The sequence below is a fragment of the Halomonas sp. S3-1-1 genome (assembly GCF_023757625.1).
GTDB lineage: Bacteria > Pseudomonadota > Gammaproteobacteria > Pseudomonadales > Halomonadaceae > Vreelandella.
The window spans coordinates 502944-523500 of sequence record NZ_JALGBZ010000002.1; the positions used below are offsets into that span (position 1 = coordinate 502944).

Below are 20557 nucleotides of genomic sequence, written 5' to 3' on the forward strand. Positions count from 1 at the left end.
AAGAATGGCCCGGCTTAAACGTTATTAAAGGTGCCTGTATGGATTTCTCTTTTGCGCCGCTTTGGAACTCGGCGGTTGAGCTCGGCAACGGGCTGTTATGGGACTATGTGCTCATATATTTGCTACTTGGCGCCGGTCTTTATTTTACGTTACGAACTGGTGGCATTCAGGCGCGCTACTTTGGCCACATGTTCAAGTTGCTTAAAAACTCACGTCATGCTGACGGTGGTGTTTCCTCTTTCCAGGCACTCTCGACAAGCCTTGCAGCCCGAGTAGGAACCGGCAATCTGGCAGGTGTTGCGGTCGCGATCTACTACGGTGGCCCGGGTGCTGTCTTCTGGATGTGGATGACGGCCGTCGTCGGCATGTCCACCAGCTTTATTGAATCTACGCTCGCCCAGGCTTACAAGACCGATCATGGTGATAACACTTTTAGAGGCGGGCCGGCCCGATATATCGAGCGAGGTCTTGGCCTTCGCTGGATGGCGGTGCTCTTCTCGGTCTGTCTGATCATCGCCTTTGGTTTGGCCTTCAATAGCGTTCAGTCAAATGCCATTGCCCAAGCAATGGAGCAGGCCTTCGATGTTCCCACTTGGGTGATGGGCGTTGTGCTAGTGGTAGTGGTCTCACCGATTATTTTTGGTGGTTTAAAATCGATTGCCAAGGTGGCCGAGCTCGTTGTCCCGTTGATGGCGCTGTTATACCTGATACTGGCACTAGTGGTAGTTGGTCTCAACATAGCGGATTTTCCTGCTGCGTTGATGACGATCTTGCAAAGCGCATTTGGCCTGAATCAGGCCGCGGGCGGGGTGGTTGGATATGCGATCTCGCAAACGATCATGAATGGTATTCAGCGGGGACTGTTCTCCAACGAGGCGGGTATGGGCTCGGCGCCGAACGCCGCGGCTACTGCCAGCACTCGGCCTGATCATCCGGCTGCCCAAGGATTCATTCAAATGCTCGGCGTGTTTTTAGATACGTTGGTCATTTGTACCGCGACGGCGGCGATCATCATCATGGCTGGCCCCGAGCTTTTAGCTGGCGATGAAAACAAGGGTATTCAGCTCACTCAAATGGCGCTTTCAATCCACGTAGGCGATTGGGGCGGCATGTTTGTGGCCGTGAGTATTTTGCTCTTTGCCTTTACCTCGATCATTGCCAATTATTCCTATGGTGAGTCCAATATCGAATACCTCGCCAAGGGGCGCGCTACCATAGCTGTGTTTGTGTATCGTATCGCCGTGCTTAGCATGATCATGATTGGTGCGAGAGCGAGTCTCGAGGCTATCTGGAACTTCGCTAACCTTTCCATGGGCACCATGGCGATCATCAACCTGGTCGCGATTTTGATGCTGTCGCCCATCGCCTTTGCGCTGTTTCGCGATTACGAAACCCAGCTCAAGGCGGGGGTAGAGCCGGTGTTCAGACCTCGCGACTTCCCGAAACTCGCGCACAAGGTCGACCCCAACGCCTGGCCGGACCGCGACTAGCGCGCTAGCGCTCGCTGACCCCGCACTGCCGGGATCAGCGCCATCTTTTAGCGCTAAAAAGATCGGCGTTGAACCGGCCGTTCCTTGATGTCTCTCCAAGAGGTTACTTCATGCGCTCTGTGATCCTGGAGCAGATCTACACCATCGTGGCCCAAATTCCCGAAGGGCGGGTGACCACCTACGGGCGTATCGCGGCGATGACCGAAGGCGCCACGGCGCGCTCGGTCGGCTCCGCCATGCGGCATCTGCCCGAGGGTCACGAGCTTCCCTGGCACCGGGTGATCTCGGCAAGCCTTGCGCTGGCCGACCACGGCGGTGCGGCCCGCCAGCACGAAAAGCTGCGCGCCGAAGGGGTTGCTTTCGACGACAAGGGCCGGGTGCCGCGCCATCTGGTATGGCCGGACACCCCGTAGGAGCAGGCGTCAGCCAGCGATGCAGCGCGCAGCGCTGCCGGTGTGTTAGGCGGGATGGCCACATAACGGGCCGCTATCACCCGGGGGCGGCTAACGCCGCCATCGCCCAATGAATTGGGCTCCTACAATAGTGCTGTAACTCTACCTACCGTAGGAGCAGGCTTTAGCCAACCCCGGCAGCGCATAGCGCTGCCGGGGTTGGCCGGGGCGGCGTTATGGTCTGTTTTATCTCAATCGTCCAGATTCGCCCCGGACTTCCAGGACCAGTCGCGCCAGCGCAGGTCGAACAGATCCTTGCGGCGGTCTTTCAGGTTGGTGACCGAGCCTTCGGCGCGCACCACCGTGAGTCGCGTCAGGTCGAGATCCGAGAAGAAGATCATCTCGGTGTTGGGCGTGGTTTCCGCCAGTACCGCGTCGTGGGGGAAGGCGAAGTCCGAGGGCGTGAATACCGCCGACTGGGCGTACTGGATGTCGAGGTTCTCGATCGACGGCAGGTTGCCCACACTCCCGCATAGCACCACGTAGCACTCGTTTTCGATCGCCCGGGCCTGGCCGCAGTGACGCACGCGCAGGTAGCCGTTTTTGGTGTCGGTCCAGAAGGGCACGAACAGAATGTCCATGTCCTGATCGGCGAGCAGCCGGCCAAGCTCCGGAAACTCGACGTCATAGCAGATCAAAATACCCACGCGGCCGGCGTCGGTGTCGAACACCTGCAGATCATCGCCGCCTTCGATTACCCAGTCGCGGCGCTCCTGAGGGGTGATGTGCAGCTTCGCCTGCTTTTCGATCTCGCCGTCGCGGTGAAAGAGGTACGCCACGTTGTAGAGGCGGTCGTCTGCACCTGCCTCGATCATCGACCCGCCAACGATGTTGATGTTGTAGGAGACCGCCATACGCGACAACTCGCTTTTGAAGCGCTCGGTAAAGCCGGCGAGAAAACGCACCGCGGCCATCTGGTCCTGCTGGGCGGCACGGTCCTGTAGGCCCATCAGCGGCGCGTTGAAAAGCTCCGGGAACACGGCGAAGTCGCTTTGGTAATCCGACAGCGCATCGACGAAGTACTCGATCTGCTGAAGCGCGGCCTCCACCGAGGAGAATTCACGCATCTGCCACTGCACCGCGCCGACGCGTACCTGAGTGGGACGGGTATCGAGCACGCTGTCGGCGGGCTCGAACAGGATGTTGTTCCACTCCAGAAGCGTAGCGTAGCCGCGGGACTGGGCGTCCTCCGGCAGGTACTTGCGCAACAGCCGCTTGACCTGGAAGTCGTTGGCCAGCTGGAACGATAAGATCGGATCGTAGATCTCCTTGCGCGAGACCTTGTCGATGTACTGGGCCGGTGTCAGCTCGTCGGCGTACTGATGATACTCCGGAATGCGCCCACCGGCGAGAATCGCGCGCAGGTTGTGCGAGCGGCAGAGCTCCTTGCGCGCCTCGTAAAGGCGCCGGCCCAGCCGGTAGCCGCGATAATCCGGGTGAATCAGCACGTCGAGGCCGTACATCGCGTCACCCTCTTCGTCATTGAGGATGACTTCGCGGTGGCCGATCAAATCGTCGTAGCGGTGGGGATTGGAGAACTCGTCGTAATCCACCTGAACGGTGAGCGCCACGCCCACCAGCACGCCGTCGTCCTCGATGGCGATCTGGCCGTCGGGGAAGGCTTGGATCAGTTTGTCGATGGTGTGCTTGGGCCAGGCGCCGCCGATGTCGTGATAAACCGCGTCCATCAGCGTTTTCAGCTGGTCGTAGTCGTCGCTCGTCAGGTTGCGAAGATTGAGATGCAGCTCTTCAAGGGACATAGTCGTGGGTACCCACCGTTGAGAAAGACGTGAAAAAGAGTGTGACTAGTGTATCACTGCTGCGCGCTGCGGGCTTTTTTGCCGGCCATGCCGACCAGCGGGCGGGTGAGCGTCTGCGCCATGATCACGCCGGCCAGAATCAGCAGGCCGCCGTAGAGATGAAAGCTTGCAATCCGCTCGTCCAAAAACGCCATGGCGATCAGCGCGCTAAAAAGCGGCATCAAATTGATGAAGATGCTCGCCTGGTTGGCGCCGATCTGGCGCACCGCGCGCATCCACAAAAAGGTGGTAATGATCGAGGCGGGAATGCCGGCGTAGAGAATCAGCCAGACGTTCTGGCCGTCGATCGGCGTCATCGGCCCCAGAAGATAGGGCGGCAGCAAAAACAGCACCGCAAAGCAGACCTGGGCGTAAAGCATCACCCAAGGCGGCAGGTTCATCTGCCAGCGCTTGAGCATCACCCCGTAAAGGGCGTAGCAGATCGCGGCGATCACCATCAGCGCATCGCCAAAGGCGACCTCGAGCTTCAAAAGCGACAGCGGGTTGCCCTGGCCGAGCAGAATGCTCACGCCGACAAACGCCAACAGCCCGCCGATCACCCCGCCAAGCGTGGGCGGCTCGCGCAGAATCAGCGCGCTCAAAAGCACCGTCAAAAGCGGCACCATGGCGGCGAGAATTCCCATGTTGGTGGCGGTAGTGGTTTCCGCCGCCACGTACCCAAGACCCTGCCAAAGCCCCATGCCGAGTAGCCCTAGCGTGGCAAGCTTTGGCCAGTTGCGGCGAATCTCCGGAAGATGCTTGAGCGTGGCCGGCAGCACCAGCGGCGTCATGACTAGCAAAGCGAGAAACCAGCGCAAAAAGGCGATGCTGCTCGGCGCGATGGTACCGACGGTGAGTTGGTTGATGGTCATGTTGCCCGACCAGATCATCACCGTGGCCAGCGGAGCGAGGAAGTAAATCAACGGCATAGCGGGTTCCTTGTTCGTTAGCCGGTTAATGTGACGCGCTTTTGGCGCGTGGGCAAGAGGGCAAAACCAAAACCCTTGCGCCGCCACAGGGCGCCGACGCTGTACGCCGGCCGGCCAATGTCATACGCTTGTTTGAATATTGTTTAGAACGCGCCGTAAAAGCGCTTGCTACGATTTCAACAACGATTCCAGCAACGATTTTAATAACGACTTCAACAACGCCGAGAGACCGTGATGACAAAGCCGCTCGCCTATCCGCACCTGTTCACGCCCATAACGCTTGGCCATCTGACGCTCCCCAACCGCGTGCTGATGGGCTCGATGCACACCAATCTCGAGGAGACCCGTGGCGGCTTCGCCCGGTTGGCGGCGTTCTACGCCGAGCGCGCTCGCTTGGGCGTGAGTTTGATCGTCACCGGTGGCATCGCCCCCAACCCGGAAGGCGCGGTGTTCGAAGGCGCGAGCGCTCTGGTCGATGAGTCAGAGCTTTCCGAGCACCGCCAGGTCGTGGACGCCGTGCACGCCGAGGGCGGGCATCTGTGCATGCAGATTCTGCACGCCGGGCGCTACGCCTACTCGCCGAAATTGGTCGCGCCCTCGGCGCTGCAGGCGCCGATCAACCCGCACGCTCCAAGAGCGCTGGATACCCACGAGGTCGAACAGCAGATCGACGACTACGTGCGCTGCGCGCTGCTCGCCCAAAAAGCGGGCTACGACGGCGTCGAGGTGATGGGCTCGGAAGGGTATCTGATCAATCAGTTCATCTGCCGACGCACCAACCAGCGCGATGATGAGTGGGGCGGGGATTTTCAGGCGCGGATCCGCTTTCCGGTGGAGATCGTGAAGCGCATTCGCGAGGCGGTGGGCGAGCGCTTTCTGCTCATCTTTCGCCTCTCGATGATCGATCTGGTCGAAGAGGGCAGCAGCTGGGAGGAGGTCGTGGCGCTTGGCCAGGCGATCGAGGCGGCGGGAGCCAACGTGATCAACACCGGCATCGGCTGGCACGAGGCGCGGGTGCCGACCATCGTCACCAGCGTGCCGCGCGCGGCGTTCACCGAAGTGACCCAGCGGATTCGCTCGGCGCTGTCGATTCCGCTGATCACCACCAACCGCATTAACATGCCGGAGGTGGCCGAGCGTGTGCTGGCCGAGGGCCACGCCGACATGGTCTCGATGGCGCGCCCGTTTCTCGCCGACCCGGCCTGGGTGCAAAAGGCCGCCCAGGGCCAGAGCGATGAGATCAATACCTGTATCGCCTGCAACCAGGCGTGTCTGGATCACACCTTCGCCGGCAAGCTGACATCGTGTCTGGTCAACCCGCGGGCGTGCCACGAAACCGAGTTCAGCCTTGCACCCACTGAAACTTCCAAGCGGGTAGCGGTGGTCGGCGGCGGCCCGGCGGGGCTCGCCACGGCGGTGGCGGCGGCCGGCCGCGGCCACGCGGTGACGCTGTTCGAGCGCCAGGGCGAGCTTGGCGGGCAGTTCAATTACGCGCGCAAGATTCCCGGCAAGGAGGAGTTCGACGAAACGCTGCGCTACTTCCACGTCATGCTGGATAAATACGCCGTTAAGGTGCGCCTGAACATGGAAGCCACCGCCGAGGCGCTTGCCGATTTCGACGCGGTGGTGATCGCCACCGGCGTGACGCCGCGCGCGCTCGATCTTCCCGGCGCGGATCACCCGAGCGTGCTTAGCTACGCCGATGCGATTGAACAGCCGGACCGTGTCGGGCCCGAGGTGGCGGTGATCGGCGCCGGCGGCATCGGCTTCGACGTCTCCGAGCTTTTGTCCCACGTGGGGCATCCGGCGCTCGATGTAGACGCTTGGTGCCAGGAGTGGGGCGTGGATTTGAAGGTCAGCGAGCGTGGCGGCCTCACGGCACCCAACCCGCCGGTACCGGCCCGGCGCATCACCATGCTTCAGCGTAAAAGCTCGAAGCCCGGCAAGGGCCTTGGCAAGACCACCGGCTGGGTGCACCGCGCCGCGCTCAAGGCGCGCGGAGTGAAAACCCTCGTTGGCTGCGAATATCTGCGCATTGACGACGAGGGGCTGCACATTCGCCAAAACGGCGAAGAGCAGGTGCTGAAGGTGGACAGCATCGTGGTCTGCGCCGGGCAGGAGTCGGTGCGCGATCTCGTCACACCCCTTGAACACGCTGGGGGCGAGGTGTACGTGATCGGCGGCGCCGATGAAGCTTCCGAGCTCGACGCCAAGCGGGCGATCGATCAGGGCATGCGCTTGGCGGCGACGCTCTAGGCGGCGTTTAGAGCCCGTATGACGCTTTCATTGGATTAGCGCTAGACTGAGACCCTCTTGCCCGCGGCGCGCGTACCGCTCGCCGCGGGCGTTTTCGTACCGCAGCGTCCGGTGAGTGGCACCCAGCTCGCCCGCGCTCGTCAGCCACAAGGACCCATCCAACATGCCTTCGGAGTGCACCCCCCGGTTTCTCGCCAGCGACAACACCTCGGGTATCTGCCCGGAAGCGATGCAGTACCTGATGAAGGCCAACGATAGCGATGATCTGGCCTACGGCAACGATACCTGGACCGCGCGCGCGGCGGATCGATTTCGCGAAATGTTCGATTTCGACTGCGACGTGTTTTTCGTGTTCAACGGTACCGCCGCCAACTCGCTGGCGCTTTCGGCCATGGGGCGCAGCTACCACAGCGTGATCTGCCACGAGCTCGCCCATATCGAAACCGACGAGTGCGGCGGCCCGGAGTTCTTCTCCAACGGCGCCAAGCTTTTGACCTCGCCCGGCGCCAACGGCAAGCTCACCCCGGACGGCATCGAGGCGCTGGTCACCAAGCGCTCCGACATCCATTATCCCAAGCCCAAAGTCGTCTCGCTCACCCAGGCTACCGAAGTGGGGACGGTGTATTCGCGTGAGGAGCTTTTAGCCATTCGCGCGGTGGCGGACAAGCATGATCTTCGCCTGCACATGGACGGCGCGCGCTTCGCCAATGCCTGCGCAAGCCTGGGCGCAAGCCCGGCGGAGCTGACCTGGCAGGTGGGCGTGGACGCGCTCTGCTTTTCCGGCACCAAAAACGGGCTGGCCTTTGGCGAGGCGATTTTGTTCTTCAACCGCGAGCTCGCCGAGGACTTCTCCTATCGCTGCAAGCAGGCCGGCCAGCTCGCCTCCAAGATGCGCTACGTCTCCGCCCCCTGGCTTGGGCTTTTGGAAAGTGGCGCCTGGCTGACCAATGCCCAGCACGCCAACGCCATGGCGCGCTATCTCAGTGAGGGCTTGCAGCAGCTTCCCGATGTATCGCTGATGTTCCCCACCCAAGCCAACAGCGTGTTCGTCGAGCTTCCTGCCCACGTGGTCGAGACGTTAAGAGCCCGCGGCTGGACGTTCTATACCTTCATCGGCGCCGGCGGGGCGCGCTTCGTATGCGCCTGGAACACCACCGTCGAGCTTCTGGACCAGCTTCTGGCCGATGTCAGCGAGGCAATGAGCGCACGCTAGAAACGCGCGCGCCGCACATGAAAGTGCGGCGTGCGGTGCGGGGAAGGCGGGATCAGGGCGAGATTTGCTGGCTCGCGCTGGTAAAGCCCATGAGCGACAGGTTCAGATCCAGACGCTGGCCGTCCGGCGCGATGGCGCTGACGGTCGCGGTAGAGCCGCCGCGAAGCTGCTGCAGAAGGCTTGCTTCCAGCGGCAGATCCGCCCGGCAGCCCTGCTCTTGGCAGAACTGGTAGGGAAATCCGACCGGCTCGTTGCTGTCGACCTGCAGCTGCATGCCCGGCGCCAGGTTAACGCCCAGCGGCATGACGAAGGCCATCACCGCCATGCCCTGGGCCTGGGGTGGGTAGCCCACCATGGCGCGCATCAGCGGCTCGTTGCTGTCCGGATTGTTGACGATCTGGTTCATGGTGCAGCTCTGCTGGCCGGTATTGCCGGCAGGGCAGCGCACTTCCCAATCCTGAAAGCGCTGGGTATCGACGTTCGGGGCGCTCTGCTGGGCCTGAACCGTTGAAGCGGCGGTGGCCGCCAGCAGGGGAAGTAAAGCGGTAATCAGCGCGCGACGAATCGGCATACGTTCATATCTCCGGGTGTTGTAAAAGCAAGTGTTGTAAAAGCAAGCGTCAGAAAAGCAAATGTTGGAACAGCCAGTGTTGTAAAAGCAGGCATAGAAAGCAAGCGTATCAACGGTCAGGTAGGCGCCTTTCGGCGTGACCTGAGTTAGTGCTTCCCATTCGAACATGAGCCGCCCCCCGGGTTCCAGTACCGCGTAAAAGCGGTAGGCGAAACATCCTGTTTTCAACCCGAAATTCATTCTAGCGTTGAAGTTTTTATCACTCTTTTTCGATTAATGCTGTCTACGCTAATAGAGCGATACCTCGTTTGGTACACCGCACTGACAGGGTGGTTGAGCGGTATACCTGAGGCTGGGCCACAGGAGAGTTCAATGAGCATCTTTGATCACGTTCAAGACCGGTTCGCCCGTATTCAGCAGGAAGAGTTGACCCTCGAGGAGTATCTCGCCCTTTGTAAACGCGATCCGAAGGTCTACGCCAGCGCCTCCGAGCGTATGCTCGAGGCGATCGGCGAGCCGGAGGTAATCGATACCGCCAAAGACCCGCGCCTTTCACGCATTTTTTCCAACAAGGTGATCCGCCGCTACCCGGCGTTTGCTGAATTTCACGGTATGGAAGATGCCATCGAGCAGATCGTGGCTTACTTTCGCCACGCCGCCCAAGGCCTTGAAGAGCGCAAGCAGATCCTCTACCTGCTGGGTCCGGTCGGCGGCGGTAAGTCGTCGCTTGCCGAGCGCTTGAAGCTCTTGATGGAGCGCATTCCCTTTTACGCGATCAAGGATTCGCCGGTGCAGGAGTCCCCGCTGGGGCTTTTCTCGCCGGAAGAGGATGGCGAGCTTCTGGAGCAGGAGTACGGTATCCCCAGGCGCTATCTAAAAAGCGTGATGTCGCCCTGGGCGGCCAAGCGGTTAAAGGAGAACGGTGGCGATATCTCGCAGTTTCGCGTGGTGCGCCTGTATCCCTCGCGGCTCAATCAAATCGCGATCTCCAAGACCGAGCCGGGTGACGAGAACAACCAGGATATCTCCTCGCTGGTGGGCAAGGTCGATATTCGCAAACTCGAGCTCTTCTCCCAGGACGACCCGGACGCCTACAGCTTCTCCGGCGGGCTTTGCCGCGCCAACCAGGGGCTGATGGAGTTCGTCGAGATGTTCAAGGCGCCGATCAAGGTGCTCCACCCGCTGTTGACCGCGACCCAGGAGGGCAACTACAACCCCACCGAAGGCATGGGCGCGATCCCCTTCGACGGTGTGATTCTCGCCCACTCCAACGAGTCCGAGTGGCAGGCATTTCGCAACAACCGTAACAACGAGGCGTTTCTCGACCGCGTCTACATCGTCAAGGTGCCGTACTGCCTGCGCGTTTCCGAAGAGATCAGCATCTACCAAAAGCTTCTCGAGGAGTCCTCGCTCAACCAGGCACCCTGCGCGCCGGACACGCTGCGTATGTTGGCGCAGTTCACCACGCTTTCAAGGCTCAAGGTGCCGGAGAACTCCAGCGTCTACTCCAAGATGCGCGTCTACGACGGCGAAAACCTGAAGGACACCGACCCGCGGGCGAAGTCGATCCAGGAGTATCGCGACGCCGCCGGGGTGGATGAGGGCATGCAGGGGCTTTCGACCCGCTTTGCCTTCAAGATCCTGTCGAAAGTGTTCAACTTCGACAGCACCGAGGTCGCCGCCAACCCGGTGCATCTTCTGTACGTGCTGGAGCAGGCGCTGGAGCGCGAACAGCTGCCCGCCGAAGTGTTCGAGCGCTATATCGGGTTCATCAAGGAGTTTTTGGCGCCGCGCTACGTCGAGTTCATCGGCAAGGAGATTCAGACCGCGTATCTGGAGTCCTACAGCGAGTACGGCCAGAACATTTTCGACCGCTACGTGACCTACGCCGACTTCTGGATTCAGGACCAGGAGTACCGCGACCCGGAAACCGGTGAGCTCTTGAACCGCCAGTCGCTCAACGAGGAACTCGAAAAGATCGAGAAGCCGGCGGGCATCTCCAACCCGAAGGATTTCCGCCACGAGGTGGTCAACTTCGTGCTGCGCGCGCGTGCCCAGAACAACGGCATGAACCCGAGCTGGCAGTCCTACGAAAAGCTCAGAGGCGTGATCGAGCACAAGATGTTCGCCAATACCGAGGAACTTTTGCCGGTGATCTCCTTCAACGCTAAGGCGTCGAAATCGGATCAGAAAAAGCACGAGGATTTCGTCGAGCGCATGGTCGAGCGGGGTTATACCGAGAAACAGGTGCGCCTGCTGTCGGAGTGGTACTTGCGCGTACGTAAATCTCAGTAGCGCTGGTTTTTGTAGCCCGGTTCAAGGAGGTCGTATGACCTACTTCATCGATCGTAGGCCCAATGCGAAGCACAAAAGCGCGGTCAACCGGCAGCGCTTTCTCGAGCGCTATCGTCACCACATCAAGCGCTCGGTGGAGGAGGCGGTCAACCGCCGCTCGATCACCGATATGCAGCGCGGCGAAAGCGTTTCCATTCCGACCCGCGACATTTCCGAGCCGGTTTTTCAGCACGGCCCGGGCGGCAAGCGAAGTATCGTCTCGCCCGGCAACAAGGAGTTTCTCGAAGGTGACCGGATCCGCCGCCCGCCAGGCGGCGGCGGAGGGGGCGGGGCCGGCGAGGGCAAGGCGAGCAATCAGGGCCAGGGCGATGACGAGTTCGCCTTTACCCTGAGCCGCGAGGAGTTTCTGGAGTTCGTGTTCGATGGGCTTGAGCTTCCCCACCTGCAGCGCAAGCCGCTCAAGACCATGGAGGAGATCAAGATGGTGCGCGCCGGGCTTGCCCGCGACGGCGTGCCTTCGCGCATGAGCGTGACCCGCTCGATGCGCGAGGCCTACGCCCGGCGCATTGCCATGCGCGCGCCGATCAAGCGCGCGCTGATGGAGGCGCAGCTAGCGCTGGCCGAGGAGCTCGGCAAGGACTCGATTCTGCGCAATCCGGCGCGCATCGCTGAGCTTGAGGCCGAGATCAAGCGGCTCGAAAAGCGCATCGCGTCGGTGCCGTTCATCGATACCGTCGACCTTCGCTATCACCAGCTCGCCCCTGAGCCCCAGCCTTCGAGCCAAGCGGTGATTTTCTGCGTCATGGACGTCTCCGGCTCGATGACCCAGAACCACAAGGATATCGCCAAGCGCTTCTTCCTGTTGCTGTACCTGTTTTTGGAGAAGCACTACGAGAAGGTGGAGCTCGTTTTCGTGCGCCACCACACTGCCGCTCGCGAGGTCAGCGAGGAGGAGTTTTTCTACTCCCGGGAAACCGGCGGCACGATCGTCTCGAGCGCCTTGAAGCTCGTTCACGGCATCGTCGAGAAGCGCTACCCGGCAAGTCAATGGAATCTCTACGTCGCTCAGGCTTCCGACGGCGACAACTGGGATGACGACTCCTCGATCTGCCGCGATCTCTTGATCAAGGAGCTGATGCCGAACCTTCAATACTTCGCCTACGTGGAGATCACCCCGCACGAGCATCAGTCGCTCTGGCACGAGTACGAAACTGTGGCCAAGCGGTTCAGCGAGCGTTTCGCGATGCGCCAGATTTTCGAAGCCGGCGATATCTACCCGGTCTTTCGCGAGCTGTTCAAACGCCGGCTGACCACGTCGTCCTGATCCGATCCTGTTTTTCGAGGAGTACGCGATGCGAGTCTCTTCCGATGCACCCGCGTCTGGCCCCATCGCCACGGGCTCTGACTGGAATTTCGACATTCTCGAGCGCTTCGACGAGGTGCTGGCAGCACTCGCCGACGAGTACCGGCTCGATACCTACCCCAATCAGATCGAGGTGATCACTACCGAGCAGATGATGGATGCCTACGCCAGCGTCGGCATGCCGGTGGGCTATCACCACTGGTCCTTCGGCAAGCAGTTTCTCGCCGTGCAACAGGCCTACAAGCGCGGCCAGATGGGGCTGGCTTATGAGCTAGTGATCAACTCCGACCCCTGCATCGCGTACCTGATGGAAGAGAACACGCTGATGATGCAGGTACTGGTCATGGCCCACGCCTGCTACGGCCACAACTCCTTTTTCAAGGGCAACTACCTGTTTCGTACCTGGACTGAAGCCGACTCCATCGTCGACTACCTGGTGTTTGCGCGAAAGTACATTGCCCGGTGTGAGGAGCGCCATGGTACTCACGCCGTCGAGCAACTGCTCGACGCCTGCCACGCGCTGCAAAACTACGGCGTGGACCGCTACAAGCGGCCCTCGAGAATCTCCGCTGCCCAGGAAGCCGCCCGCCAGCAGGAGCGTGAGGCCTACCTGCAAACCCAGGTCAACATGCTTTGGCGCACCATCCCTAAACCTCTCGAGAAGAGCGAGACGCTGCCGGGCGGGTTTTTTGACGAGGACGACCCGCTGGGTCTGCACGAGGGCGGGCGCTACCCGCCGGAGTCTCAGGAGAACCTGCTCTACTTCATCGAGAAAAACGCGCCGCTGCTCGCGCCTTGGCAGCGCGAAATCGTGCGCATCGTGCGCAAGCTCGCCCAGTACTTCTACCCGCAGCGCCAGACCCAGGTAATGAACGAGGGCTGGGCCTGCTTCTGGCACTACACCCTGATGAACCGGCTCTATGACGATGGCCACGTGGACGAAGGCCTGATGCTCGAGTTTTTGCAGTCCCACGCGGCGGTCATCAATCAGCCGGAGTTTGACAGCCCCTACTACAGCGGGATCAACCCCTACGCGCTGGGCTTTGCGATCTTTCGTGATATCGAGCGCATCTGCACCGCGCCCACAGAAGAGGACCGCGCCTGGTTTCCGGATATCGCGGGCTCGCCCTGGCGGGAGACGCTGGAGTTCGCCATGCGCAACTTCAAGGATGAGTCGTTCATCCAGCAGTTTCTCTCGCCGAAGGTGATTCGCGATCTAAAACTGTTCGTGATGGTGGACGACGATCAAAGCGATACGCTCGCCGTGGGCGCGATTCACAACGAGCAGGGCTACCGTCGGGTGCGCAACGCGCTCTCCGCCCAGTACGCGCTGTCGCTTCGCGAGCCCAACATCCAGGTGTTCGAGGCGGCCATTCGCGGCGACCGATCGTTGACGCTGCATCATGTGCAGGAAAGCCGCCGGCCGCTGGAGCGCAGCGTCTACCCGGTCATGCGCCACCTGCAAAAGCTGTGGGGCTTTCCGGTGCATCTGGTGTCGATGGACGAAGGGCGCGTCACGCACCGCTACCGCTGGCCGGTAGAGGAGGGCGATGGCGAAGGCGCGTAGTGCGTTTTGAACCCGGCTCAAACAGAGACCCCCCAACAAGTGGCGGGGTCTCTGTTTAAAAGCGTCTGGTTTGAACTTTTGCGATTACCCTTTCGAGGTCCAGGACTGGCACCAGCCGTTTGGAGCGACGCTGTTTTCCGGGAAGAGCTGGCAGCCTTCGTTGGACTCGGTGAAGAACATGCAGTTGGAGCAGAGCTCGCCTTCGCTGAAGGCGGGGTGGTCGCTGGCGCTTTGCGCCTCTTCCACGTAGTTGAGCGCCTGGGCGGCGGGGGCGCTCGGGTCGAGCCGGGGCAGCGACTGGGCGAACGCGGTTTTCGATAAAACGCCGGCGCCCAGCGGCAGGGCAGCCAGGCCCAGTACACTGTTGCGCATGAACGTACGGCGGCTTTGATCGGCCATGGTATCTCCTGATCTTGCTAACGAAGAGCCCGTCATCCGGGGCGAGCTGTCACGGGTAGGTCGCGGGCGAGGCGCTATAGCGCTCTGGGTATCGCCTCATGATAAAACATTCACCGATGACGCATCTTAACCCATGCGGGCAGGCGTCTCTAATGGGTTCTGGGATGCGCGGCAATAGACCGCGTCAATCGCAGCGTTTGGCCCGCCGAGCGGGGCTGGTATACTCGCAGGCCTGAATACGCAGACTTTCATTACGTTGACCAACGAGGGCGCCATGCAAAACGCTGTCATTTTGATTAATACCGAAAAGGGCCAGGTAAAAGGCGTGGCCGAGCGGTTGGCGGAGGTCGAGGGCATCAGCGAGGTGTACTCGACCTGCGGGCGCTACGATCTGGTCGCCATCGCCCGCACCCGGGACTTCGAAAGCCTTGCCGAGCTCGTCACCGAGCGCTTGAACGCTGTAGAGGGTATCAGCGACACCGAAACGTTGAACGCCATGCAGGTTCACTCGCGCCACGATCTGGAAACCATGTTTTCCCTGGGCTGGTAGCCGCGCCGGGTAGATAACCGAAGAACGATAAGTGTCGCGCGAGCAGCGACGACAAGGGAACGTGGGGAGAGAGTCGTTGGGAAAATCGCTTGCGCGCTGGCGCCGTCAGGGTCGGCGCTTTGGCATTGCGCTGCTGTTCGTGGTGGTGGGGGGCGGGCTTTGGGAGTACCAGGAGCGCCACGCGCTGCAAAACGTCGTCTGGATGGGCGCGCCGACCTGGAACGAGCTCGGCTTCACCAGCTTTCATCGCGTTTTGCGAAACGACGGCTTCGTTGTCGGCTGGTCGGACGTGCGCGTCAACCCGCTCTGGGTCAGCTACCAGGTCACCGCAGTCGCCGACGATACCCGTATCGGTTCGCGGCCGGGCTTTCGACCGGACTGGCGAACGCTCTGGCCGGTCGGTACCGACAGCTACTCCGGCAGCGGTTATGATCGCGGCCACATGGCGCCCAACTATGCAATCGCCGCGGTTCACGGCCGAAGCGCCCAGCTCGATACCTTCCTGATGAGCAACATGAGCCCTCAGAAGCCAAATCTGAACCGCCAGCTTTGGCAGCGCCTGGAGGAGTCGGTAATGGATCACTTCGCGCCGCGCTTTGACGTGTTACAGGTCATCACCGGCCCGATCTTCCCCGAGCGCTTTACCGATAACGTCCTGAACCGCGTGGGCCTGGTCGAAGTGCCCGAGGCGTTTTACAAGATCATCGTCGCCCCCCACGCCGACGCCCCGCTGGCGCTGGCCTTCATCATGCCCCAGGACGTGCGCGGCAACGAACCGCTCGCGGACTATCTGGTCACCATCGACGACGTAGAGGCGCGCACCGGGCTTAATTTCTTCCCGCGGCTATCGCCAGCGGTGGAATCGGTACTGGAAGGCGAGGTCAACACCCAAGGCTGGGCGCTCGAGGAAGTCTCGAAACGGCCGGGGCGGTTTCAGTAAGGGCATAACAGATAATAGAGGGGAATCGACGGGCGCTGGAAGACGGCGTCGGTTCGAGCACGGCTTAAGTAGCGCGCGATAATCGGAACATTGCAGAGGCTTATTAAAAAAATACGAGGAATTAAAAAAGCGGGAAGGCCTGATAATGATGCGGACGACACCTCGATGGTGCCCAGGAGAGGACTTGAACCTCCACGTCCATACGGACACTAGCACCTGAAGCTAGCGCGTCTACCAATTCCGCCACCTGGGCGCATCATGTGCTCGTATCCGATTGGTGCCCGGGAGAGGACTTGAACCTCCACGACCATACAGTCACTAGCACCTGAAGCTAGCGCGTCTACCAATTCCGCCACCCGGGCGAATACGAACCGCTTGTTTTACACCGCTCGATCTCGTGAAAAGGGGATAACACGGTATCGATTGGTGCCCAGAAGAGGACTTGAACCTCCACGTCCATACGGACACTAGCACCTGAAGCTAGCGCGTCTACCAATTCCGCCATCTGGGCAAGTGGCGCGTATAATACCAGGCCCAAGCCTAAATGCAAGTGTTCAGGCGCATTTTTGAATCAAAAATCGATCGAATGGGCGCGCCGACGGTTGGGTGATTGAAGCGGCGGCGCTATACTGCACCGATGACCAAAGACACCATGACTATTTTCGGCGCGTTTTGCCTATTCAAAGCGCCCGCCTCTCTATCCAAGGCGTGCTTTTGCACGGCCTTTTTTCCTTGCCTTTCGCACACGCCATCAGGGACGACGAACGCATGAAGTACTGGACGTTAAGTGATGACCCGCACGCTGAGCGCGAGGCGCATAAATACGACAACCCCGCGCCCAGCCGTGAGTATCTGCTGGCCGCGCTCGAAAGCTACGGCAAGCCGATCACTCATGAAAACATGAGCCGGATGCTGGGCATCGAAGACGAAGACCACCTCGAAGCCGTGCGCCGGCGCATGGCGGCGATGGAGCGCGACGGCCAGGTGCTGCGCGACCGCCGCGGTGCCTATGCGCTGATCGACAAGCTCGATCTGATCAAAGGCAAGGTGCAGGGCCACCGCGACGGCTTCGGCTTCGTGCTGCGCGACGACGGCAAAAAGCCGGATATCGTGCTGCCCGCGCGCCAGATGCGCCGCGTCTTCCACGGCGATCACGTACTGGTGCGCGTCAGCGGGCGCGACCGGCGCGGGCGCGACGAAGGCACCATCGCCGAGGTGATCGGGCGCAACACCCAAACCCTGGTGGGCGTGTATCGCAGCAATACGCCGGAGTTCGGCATTCTGATTCCGGAAAACCCGCGGATCACCCAGGAAGTGTTGATTCCCCATACCGCCAGCGAAGGCGCGAAGGATGGCCAAGTAATCTCGGCCCGCATCACTCAGCAGCCCGCGACCCGCGTGCAGCCGATGGGCGAGGTGATCGAGGTGCTGGGCGAGCGCATGGACCCGGGCATGGAAATCGACATCGCGATTCGAAGCTACGAGATCCCCGCGGAGTTTCCGCCGGAAGTGCTCGATCAGACCAGCGGCATTTCCGCCGAGGTGCTGGAAGAGGACAAGAAGCACCGGGTGGATCTGCGCGATTTGCCGCTGGTCACCATCGATGATGAGTCGGCCAAGGATTTCGACGACGCGGTGTACGCCTGGAAGACCAAATCCGGCAGCTGGAAGCTGATCGTTGCGATCGCCGACGTATCCCACTACGTGCGTCCGGGCACCGCGCTGGACGACGAGGCGCGCACCCGCGGAAACTCCGTCTATTTCCCCGGCCAGGTCGTCCCCATGCTGCCGGAGCTGCTCTCCAACGGGCTCTGCTCGCTGAACCCGCACGTGGATCGTCTCGTAATGGTTTGCGAGATGAATATCTCCAAAACCGGCGCGATCAGCCGCTACTCGTTCTACGAGGCGGTGATGAACTCCCACGCGCGGCTGACCTACAACAAGGTCGCGGCAATGCTGGAGCCGGAGAGCGAGCAGGGACAAAAGCTTCGTGAAGAGCACAAGGATCTCGTCAAGCCGATCGAGAGCCTGCACGCGCTTTACAAGCTTCTGCGTGAGGCGCGCGAAGAGCGCGGGGCGATCGACTTCGATACCACCGAAACCGCGATCGTGTTCAATGAAGAGCGCAAGATTCAGGAGATCGTGCCCAGAAGTCGTAACGACGCGCACAAGATGATCGAAGAGTGCATGCTCGCCGCGAACGTGGCGACCGCACGCTTTCTGGACAAGCACGACCTGCCGGCGCTTTACCGCATCCACGAGCGCCCGATCCCGGAGCGTCTGGACAAGCTGCGTCTGTTCTTGAGCGAGCTGGGCCTTTCCGTTGGCGGCGGCGACGAGCCCACGCCCCAGGACTATCAGGCGCTCAGAGAAGCGATCAGCGACCGACCGGATGCGGACATTATTCAAACGGTCATGCTGCGCTCGATGAATCAGGCGGTTTATTCGCCGCAAAACGAAGGTCACTTCGGTTTGGCCTACCAGGCCTACGCCCACTTCACTTCGCCGATTCGTCGCTACCCCGATTTGCTGGTGCACCGCGCGATTCGCTCGGTGATTCGCGGACCCCGCCAGACCAGCACCGTGGTGCGCGTCGAAGGCGGCCCGGTCGAGCCGCCGAGCAAGTGGTGCCCCTACACCTTCGAGCAGATGCTTGAGCTTGGTGAGCACTGCTCGATGACCGAGCGCCGCGCGGATGAAGCGACTCGCGACGTCGAAAGCTGGCTCAAATGCGAGTTCATGTCCGACAAGCTTGGCGAAACCTTTGACGGCACCATCGCCTCGGTGACCCAGTTCGGGCTGTTCGTGCGCCTGGACACCTTCTTCGTCGAAGGTCTCGTGCACGTGACCTCGCTGCCCTCGGACTACTATCACTACGAAGCCGAGAAGCATCGCTTGAAGGGCGAGCGCACCGGTGCCACCTATCGCCTGGGCGATGGCCTGACGGTACAGGTCGCTCGGGTCGACATGGACGATCGCAAGATCGACTTCGCGCTCGGCGACGAAAAGCCGCGCCCGCGCCGCCAGCCGCGCAAGCGCCCCGGCGGCGGTGATGCTTCCGAGAATTCGCGCCGTTCGCCATCCAAACGTGGCGGTGGCAAGGCCTCGGAAGGCAAGGCCGAGCCCAGGGCTGAAGCCAGGGAAAATGAGCGCTCGCAAGTCCCAGCAAGTAAGGCCGATTCCAAACCTGAATCGGCGGGTGAGGCGCCGGCGGCTAAAAGCGGCCCGCAGCGCAGCCGCCGCGCCCCTAAAAAACCACCGCTAAATAAGGGATAAGGATGAAGTCATCGTCCAGACGCGGTACGCGTGGTGGCTCAAAAGGGGCGGCGCCGGTACCGGTGCCGGAAGGCCTCGACCAGGTCTACGGCGTTCACGCCCTGGAAAGTCTGCTGGAGCGGGGCGAGGCCCCGCGCGAGCTTTGGATTCAGCAGGGCGCGGGCAAGCGCTTGAATCTTTTGATCGAGCGCGCCCGTACTCAGGGCGCTCGGCTCAAGGAGCAGCCGCGAGAGCTTCTCGACCAGCTCACCGCCGGCGCCGCCCACCAAGGCGTAGTCGCGTTTTGCGCGCCGCTGACGGCGGAAGGGGAGGAGTCGCTTTGGCTCAAGCTGCGTGCCTGGCAGGCCGATGCGCCGCCGCTTTTGCTGGTGCTCGACGGCGTCACCGACGTGCACAACTTCGGCGCGTGCCTGCGTAGCGCCGATGCCGCCGGCGCGCACGGCGTGATCGTGGCGAAGGACAACGCCGCGCCGCTCAACGCCACGGTGCGCAAGGTCGCCTGCGGCGCGGCGGAGGTCGTGCCGGTCTACCAGGTCACCAATCTCTCCCGCACGCTTGAAAAGCTCAAGGAGTACAACGTCTGGATCACCGGCACCGCCGGAGAGGCCGACTCCTCGCTTTATGAGCTCGACTTCAAGGGTCCCACGGCGCTGGTCATGGGCGCCGAGGGCAAGGGCATGCGCCGGCTGACTCGCGAGGGCTGCGATCATCTGGCGAAATTGCCCATGGCCGGCCAGGTGTCGAGTTTGAACGTCTCGGTTGCCGCGGGGATCTGCCTGTTCGAGGCGGTTCGCCAGCGCCAGCTTGCAAGTTGACCCCAACGCTTCTAAAATGCGCTCGCCCGTTTATTCGTTGCGGGCGCCTTGAGGGTTTTTCCCTCACACCATGAAAGTTCTGCTTGATGCCAAGGCGATTGAACGACGCTTCATCGTGGTCTCCACGATGGTGAAAGCGCGTTTGCGTAGGGCATTCAGTTAACTCCTTGCTTCCCTGCCAAGCCTTATTGGTGCGCACCGGAAGCTGTCAAACCGCAAGGAGATTCCATGCGTCATTATGAAATCGTGTTTATGGTCCACCCGGATCAGAGCGAGCAAGTGCCGGCTATGGTCGAGCGCTACACCAGCATCGTGACCGAAAATTCGGGCACCGTGCATCGCCTTGAAGATTGGGGCCGTCGTCACTTGGCTTACCCGATCAACAAGATCCACAAGGCTCACTACGTGCTGATGAACGTCGAGTGCACCGGTGAAACGCTGGAAGAGATCGAAAACATCTTCCGTTTCAACGATGCCATCATCCGTAGCCTCGTGGTCCGCTGCAAGGAAGCGGTCACCGAAGCCTCGCCGATGATGAAGCCAGCAGAAGAGAAGCGTCCGCGTCGCGAAGACAAGCCGCGCAACGACTCTGATGCTGATGCCGACTCCGAAGCAGAAACCGAAGAAACTGCCTAAGTTTAT

General features: G+C 61.1%; 16 protein-coding genes and 3 tRNA genes. 12 read left to right on the forward strand and 7 right to left on the reverse strand.

Annotated features, from left to right (window positions below; translation table 11 throughout):
• The first annotated feature begins 38 nt into the window (after window positions 1-38).
• Together MQW23_RS07400 and MQW23_RS07405 are read left to right on the forward strand one after the other, a co-directional pair.
• On the forward strand, window positions 39-1490 hold the full coding sequence (locus MQW23_RS07400) for an alanine/glycine:cation symporter family protein (RefSeq protein ID WP_252107223.1): 1452 nt from the start codon (window positions 39-41) through the stop codon (window positions 1488-1490).
• 110 nt (window positions 1491-1600) lie between these two features.
• Window positions 1601-1903 carry an MGMT family protein gene (locus MQW23_RS07405; RefSeq protein ID WP_252107224.1) on the forward strand — a complete coding sequence of 101 codons (303 nt, stop codon included), beginning with the start codon at window positions 1601-1603 and terminating at the stop codon, window positions 1901-1903.
• Window positions 1904-2133: 230 nt separating this feature from the next.
• On the opposite strand, the gene MQW23_RS07410 is transcribed toward MQW23_RS07405, so the two are convergent.
• Both MQW23_RS07410 and MQW23_RS07415 read right to left on the reverse strand, forming a co-directional pair.
• Window positions 2134-3702 (reverse strand): bifunctional GNAT family N-acetyltransferase/carbon-nitrogen hydrolase family protein, encoded by a 1569-nt coding sequence (locus MQW23_RS07410; RefSeq protein WP_252107225.1) that lies wholly within the window; start codon window positions 3700-3702, stop codon window positions 2134-2136.
• A 53-nt stretch (window positions 3703-3755) separates the two neighbouring features.
• On the reverse strand, window positions 3756-4670 hold the full coding sequence (locus MQW23_RS07415) for a DMT family transporter (protein ID WP_252107226.1): 915 nt from the start codon (window positions 4668-4670) through the stop codon (window positions 3756-3758).
• Between the two features lie 234 nt (window positions 4671-4904).
• On the opposite strand from MQW23_RS07415, the gene MQW23_RS07420 reads away from it, so the two are divergent.
• Together MQW23_RS07420 and MQW23_RS07425 are read left to right on the forward strand one after the other, a co-directional pair.
• Window positions 4905-6926 (forward strand): NADPH-dependent 2,4-dienoyl-CoA reductase, encoded by a 2022-nt coding sequence (locus MQW23_RS07420; RefSeq protein ID WP_252107227.1) that lies wholly within the window; start codon window positions 4905-4907, stop codon window positions 6924-6926.
• A gap of 163 nt (window positions 6927-7089) precedes the next feature.
• Window positions 7090-8139 carry a threonine aldolase family protein gene (locus MQW23_RS07425; protein WP_252107228.1) on the forward strand — a complete coding sequence of 350 codons (1050 nt, stop codon included), beginning with the start codon at window positions 7090-7092 and terminating at the stop codon, window positions 8137-8139.
• A gap of 52 nt (window positions 8140-8191) precedes the next feature.
• Here MQW23_RS07425 and MQW23_RS07430 read toward each other — a convergent pair whose 3' ends face one another.
• Window positions 8192-8710, reverse strand: coding sequence for an invasion associated locus B family protein (locus MQW23_RS07430; RefSeq protein ID WP_252107229.1), 519 nt, complete (start codon window positions 8708-8710; stop codon window positions 8192-8194).
• 372 nt (window positions 8711-9082) lie between these two features.
• On the opposite strand from MQW23_RS07430, the gene MQW23_RS07435 reads away from it, so the two are divergent.
• From MQW23_RS07435 to MQW23_RS07445, 3 genes are read left to right on the forward strand one after another with little or no spacing between them, the layout of a single operon-like run.
• Window positions 9083-11005 (forward strand): PrkA family serine protein kinase, encoded by a 1923-nt coding sequence (locus MQW23_RS07435; protein WP_252107230.1) that lies wholly within the window; start codon window positions 9083-9085, stop codon window positions 11003-11005.
• Between the two features lie 34 nt (window positions 11006-11039).
• The gene (locus MQW23_RS07440; RefSeq protein WP_252107231.1) at window positions 11040-12329 is read left to right on the forward strand and encodes a YeaH/YhbH family protein; all 1290 of its coding nucleotides are present in this window, start codon (window positions 11040-11042) and stop codon (window positions 12327-12329) included.
• A 28-nt stretch (window positions 12330-12357) separates the two neighbouring features.
• Window positions 12358-13935 carry a SpoVR family protein gene (locus MQW23_RS07445; protein ID WP_252107232.1) on the forward strand — a complete coding sequence of 526 codons (1578 nt, stop codon included), beginning with the start codon at window positions 12358-12360 and terminating at the stop codon, window positions 13933-13935.
• 84 nt (window positions 13936-14019) lie between these two features.
• On the opposite strand, the gene MQW23_RS07450 is transcribed toward MQW23_RS07445, so the two are convergent.
• Complete coding sequence (locus MQW23_RS07450; RefSeq protein WP_252107233.1) at window positions 14020-14334, reverse strand: high-potential iron-sulfur protein; 315 nt, start codon at window positions 14332-14334, stop codon at window positions 14020-14022.
• 274 nt (window positions 14335-14608) lie between these two features.
• Here MQW23_RS07450 and MQW23_RS07455 point away from each other — a divergent pair, with 274 nt between their 5' ends.
• Together MQW23_RS07455 and MQW23_RS07460 are read left to right on the forward strand one after the other, a co-directional pair.
• Window positions 14609-14884, forward strand: coding sequence for an Lrp/AsnC family transcriptional regulator (locus tag MQW23_RS07455; protein ID WP_252107234.1), 276 nt, complete (start codon window positions 14609-14611; stop codon window positions 14882-14884).
• A 76-nt stretch (window positions 14885-14960) separates the two neighbouring features.
• A complete protein-coding gene (locus tag MQW23_RS07460; protein WP_252107235.1) occupies window positions 14961-15824 on the forward strand; it encodes a DNA/RNA non-specific endonuclease in 864 nt (287 codons plus the stop codon).
• Between the two features lie 166 nt (window positions 15825-15990).
• Here the strand turns inward: MQW23_RS07460 and MQW23_RS07465 are convergent.
• The 3 genes from MQW23_RS07465 to MQW23_RS07475 all read right to left on the reverse strand — a co-directional run bounded on the left by MQW23_RS07465 (window position 15991) and on the right by MQW23_RS07475 (window position 16335).
• Window positions 15991-16077, reverse strand: a tRNA-Leu gene (locus tag MQW23_RS07465).
• Between the two features lie 22 nt (window positions 16078-16099).
• Window positions 16100-16186, reverse strand: a tRNA-Leu gene (locus MQW23_RS07470).
• A gap of 62 nt (window positions 16187-16248) precedes the next feature.
• Window positions 16249-16335, reverse strand: a tRNA-Leu gene (locus MQW23_RS07475).
• A gap of 257 nt (window positions 16336-16592) precedes the next feature.
• Between MQW23_RS07475 and rnr the strand changes: the two genes are divergently transcribed.
• The 3 genes from rnr to rpsF all read left to right on the forward strand — a co-directional run bounded on the left by rnr (window position 16593) and on the right by rpsF (window position 20551).
• Complete coding sequence (rnr, locus tag MQW23_RS07480; protein ID WP_252107236.1) at window positions 16593-19100, forward strand: ribonuclease R; 2508 nt, start codon at window positions 16593-16595, stop codon at window positions 19098-19100.
• A 2-nt stretch (window positions 19101-19102) separates the two neighbouring features.
• Window positions 19103-19915 carry a 23S rRNA (guanosine(2251)-2'-O)-methyltransferase RlmB gene (rlmB, locus tag MQW23_RS07485; RefSeq protein WP_252107237.1) on the forward strand — a complete coding sequence of 271 codons (813 nt, stop codon included), beginning with the start codon at window positions 19103-19105 and terminating at the stop codon, window positions 19913-19915.
• A gap of 228 nt (window positions 19916-20143) precedes the next feature.
• A complete protein-coding gene (gene rpsF / locus MQW23_RS07490) occupies window positions 20144-20551 on the forward strand; it encodes a 30S ribosomal protein S6 (protein ID WP_252107238.1) in 408 nt (135 codons plus the stop codon).
• Window positions 20552-20557 lie beyond the last annotated feature (6 nt).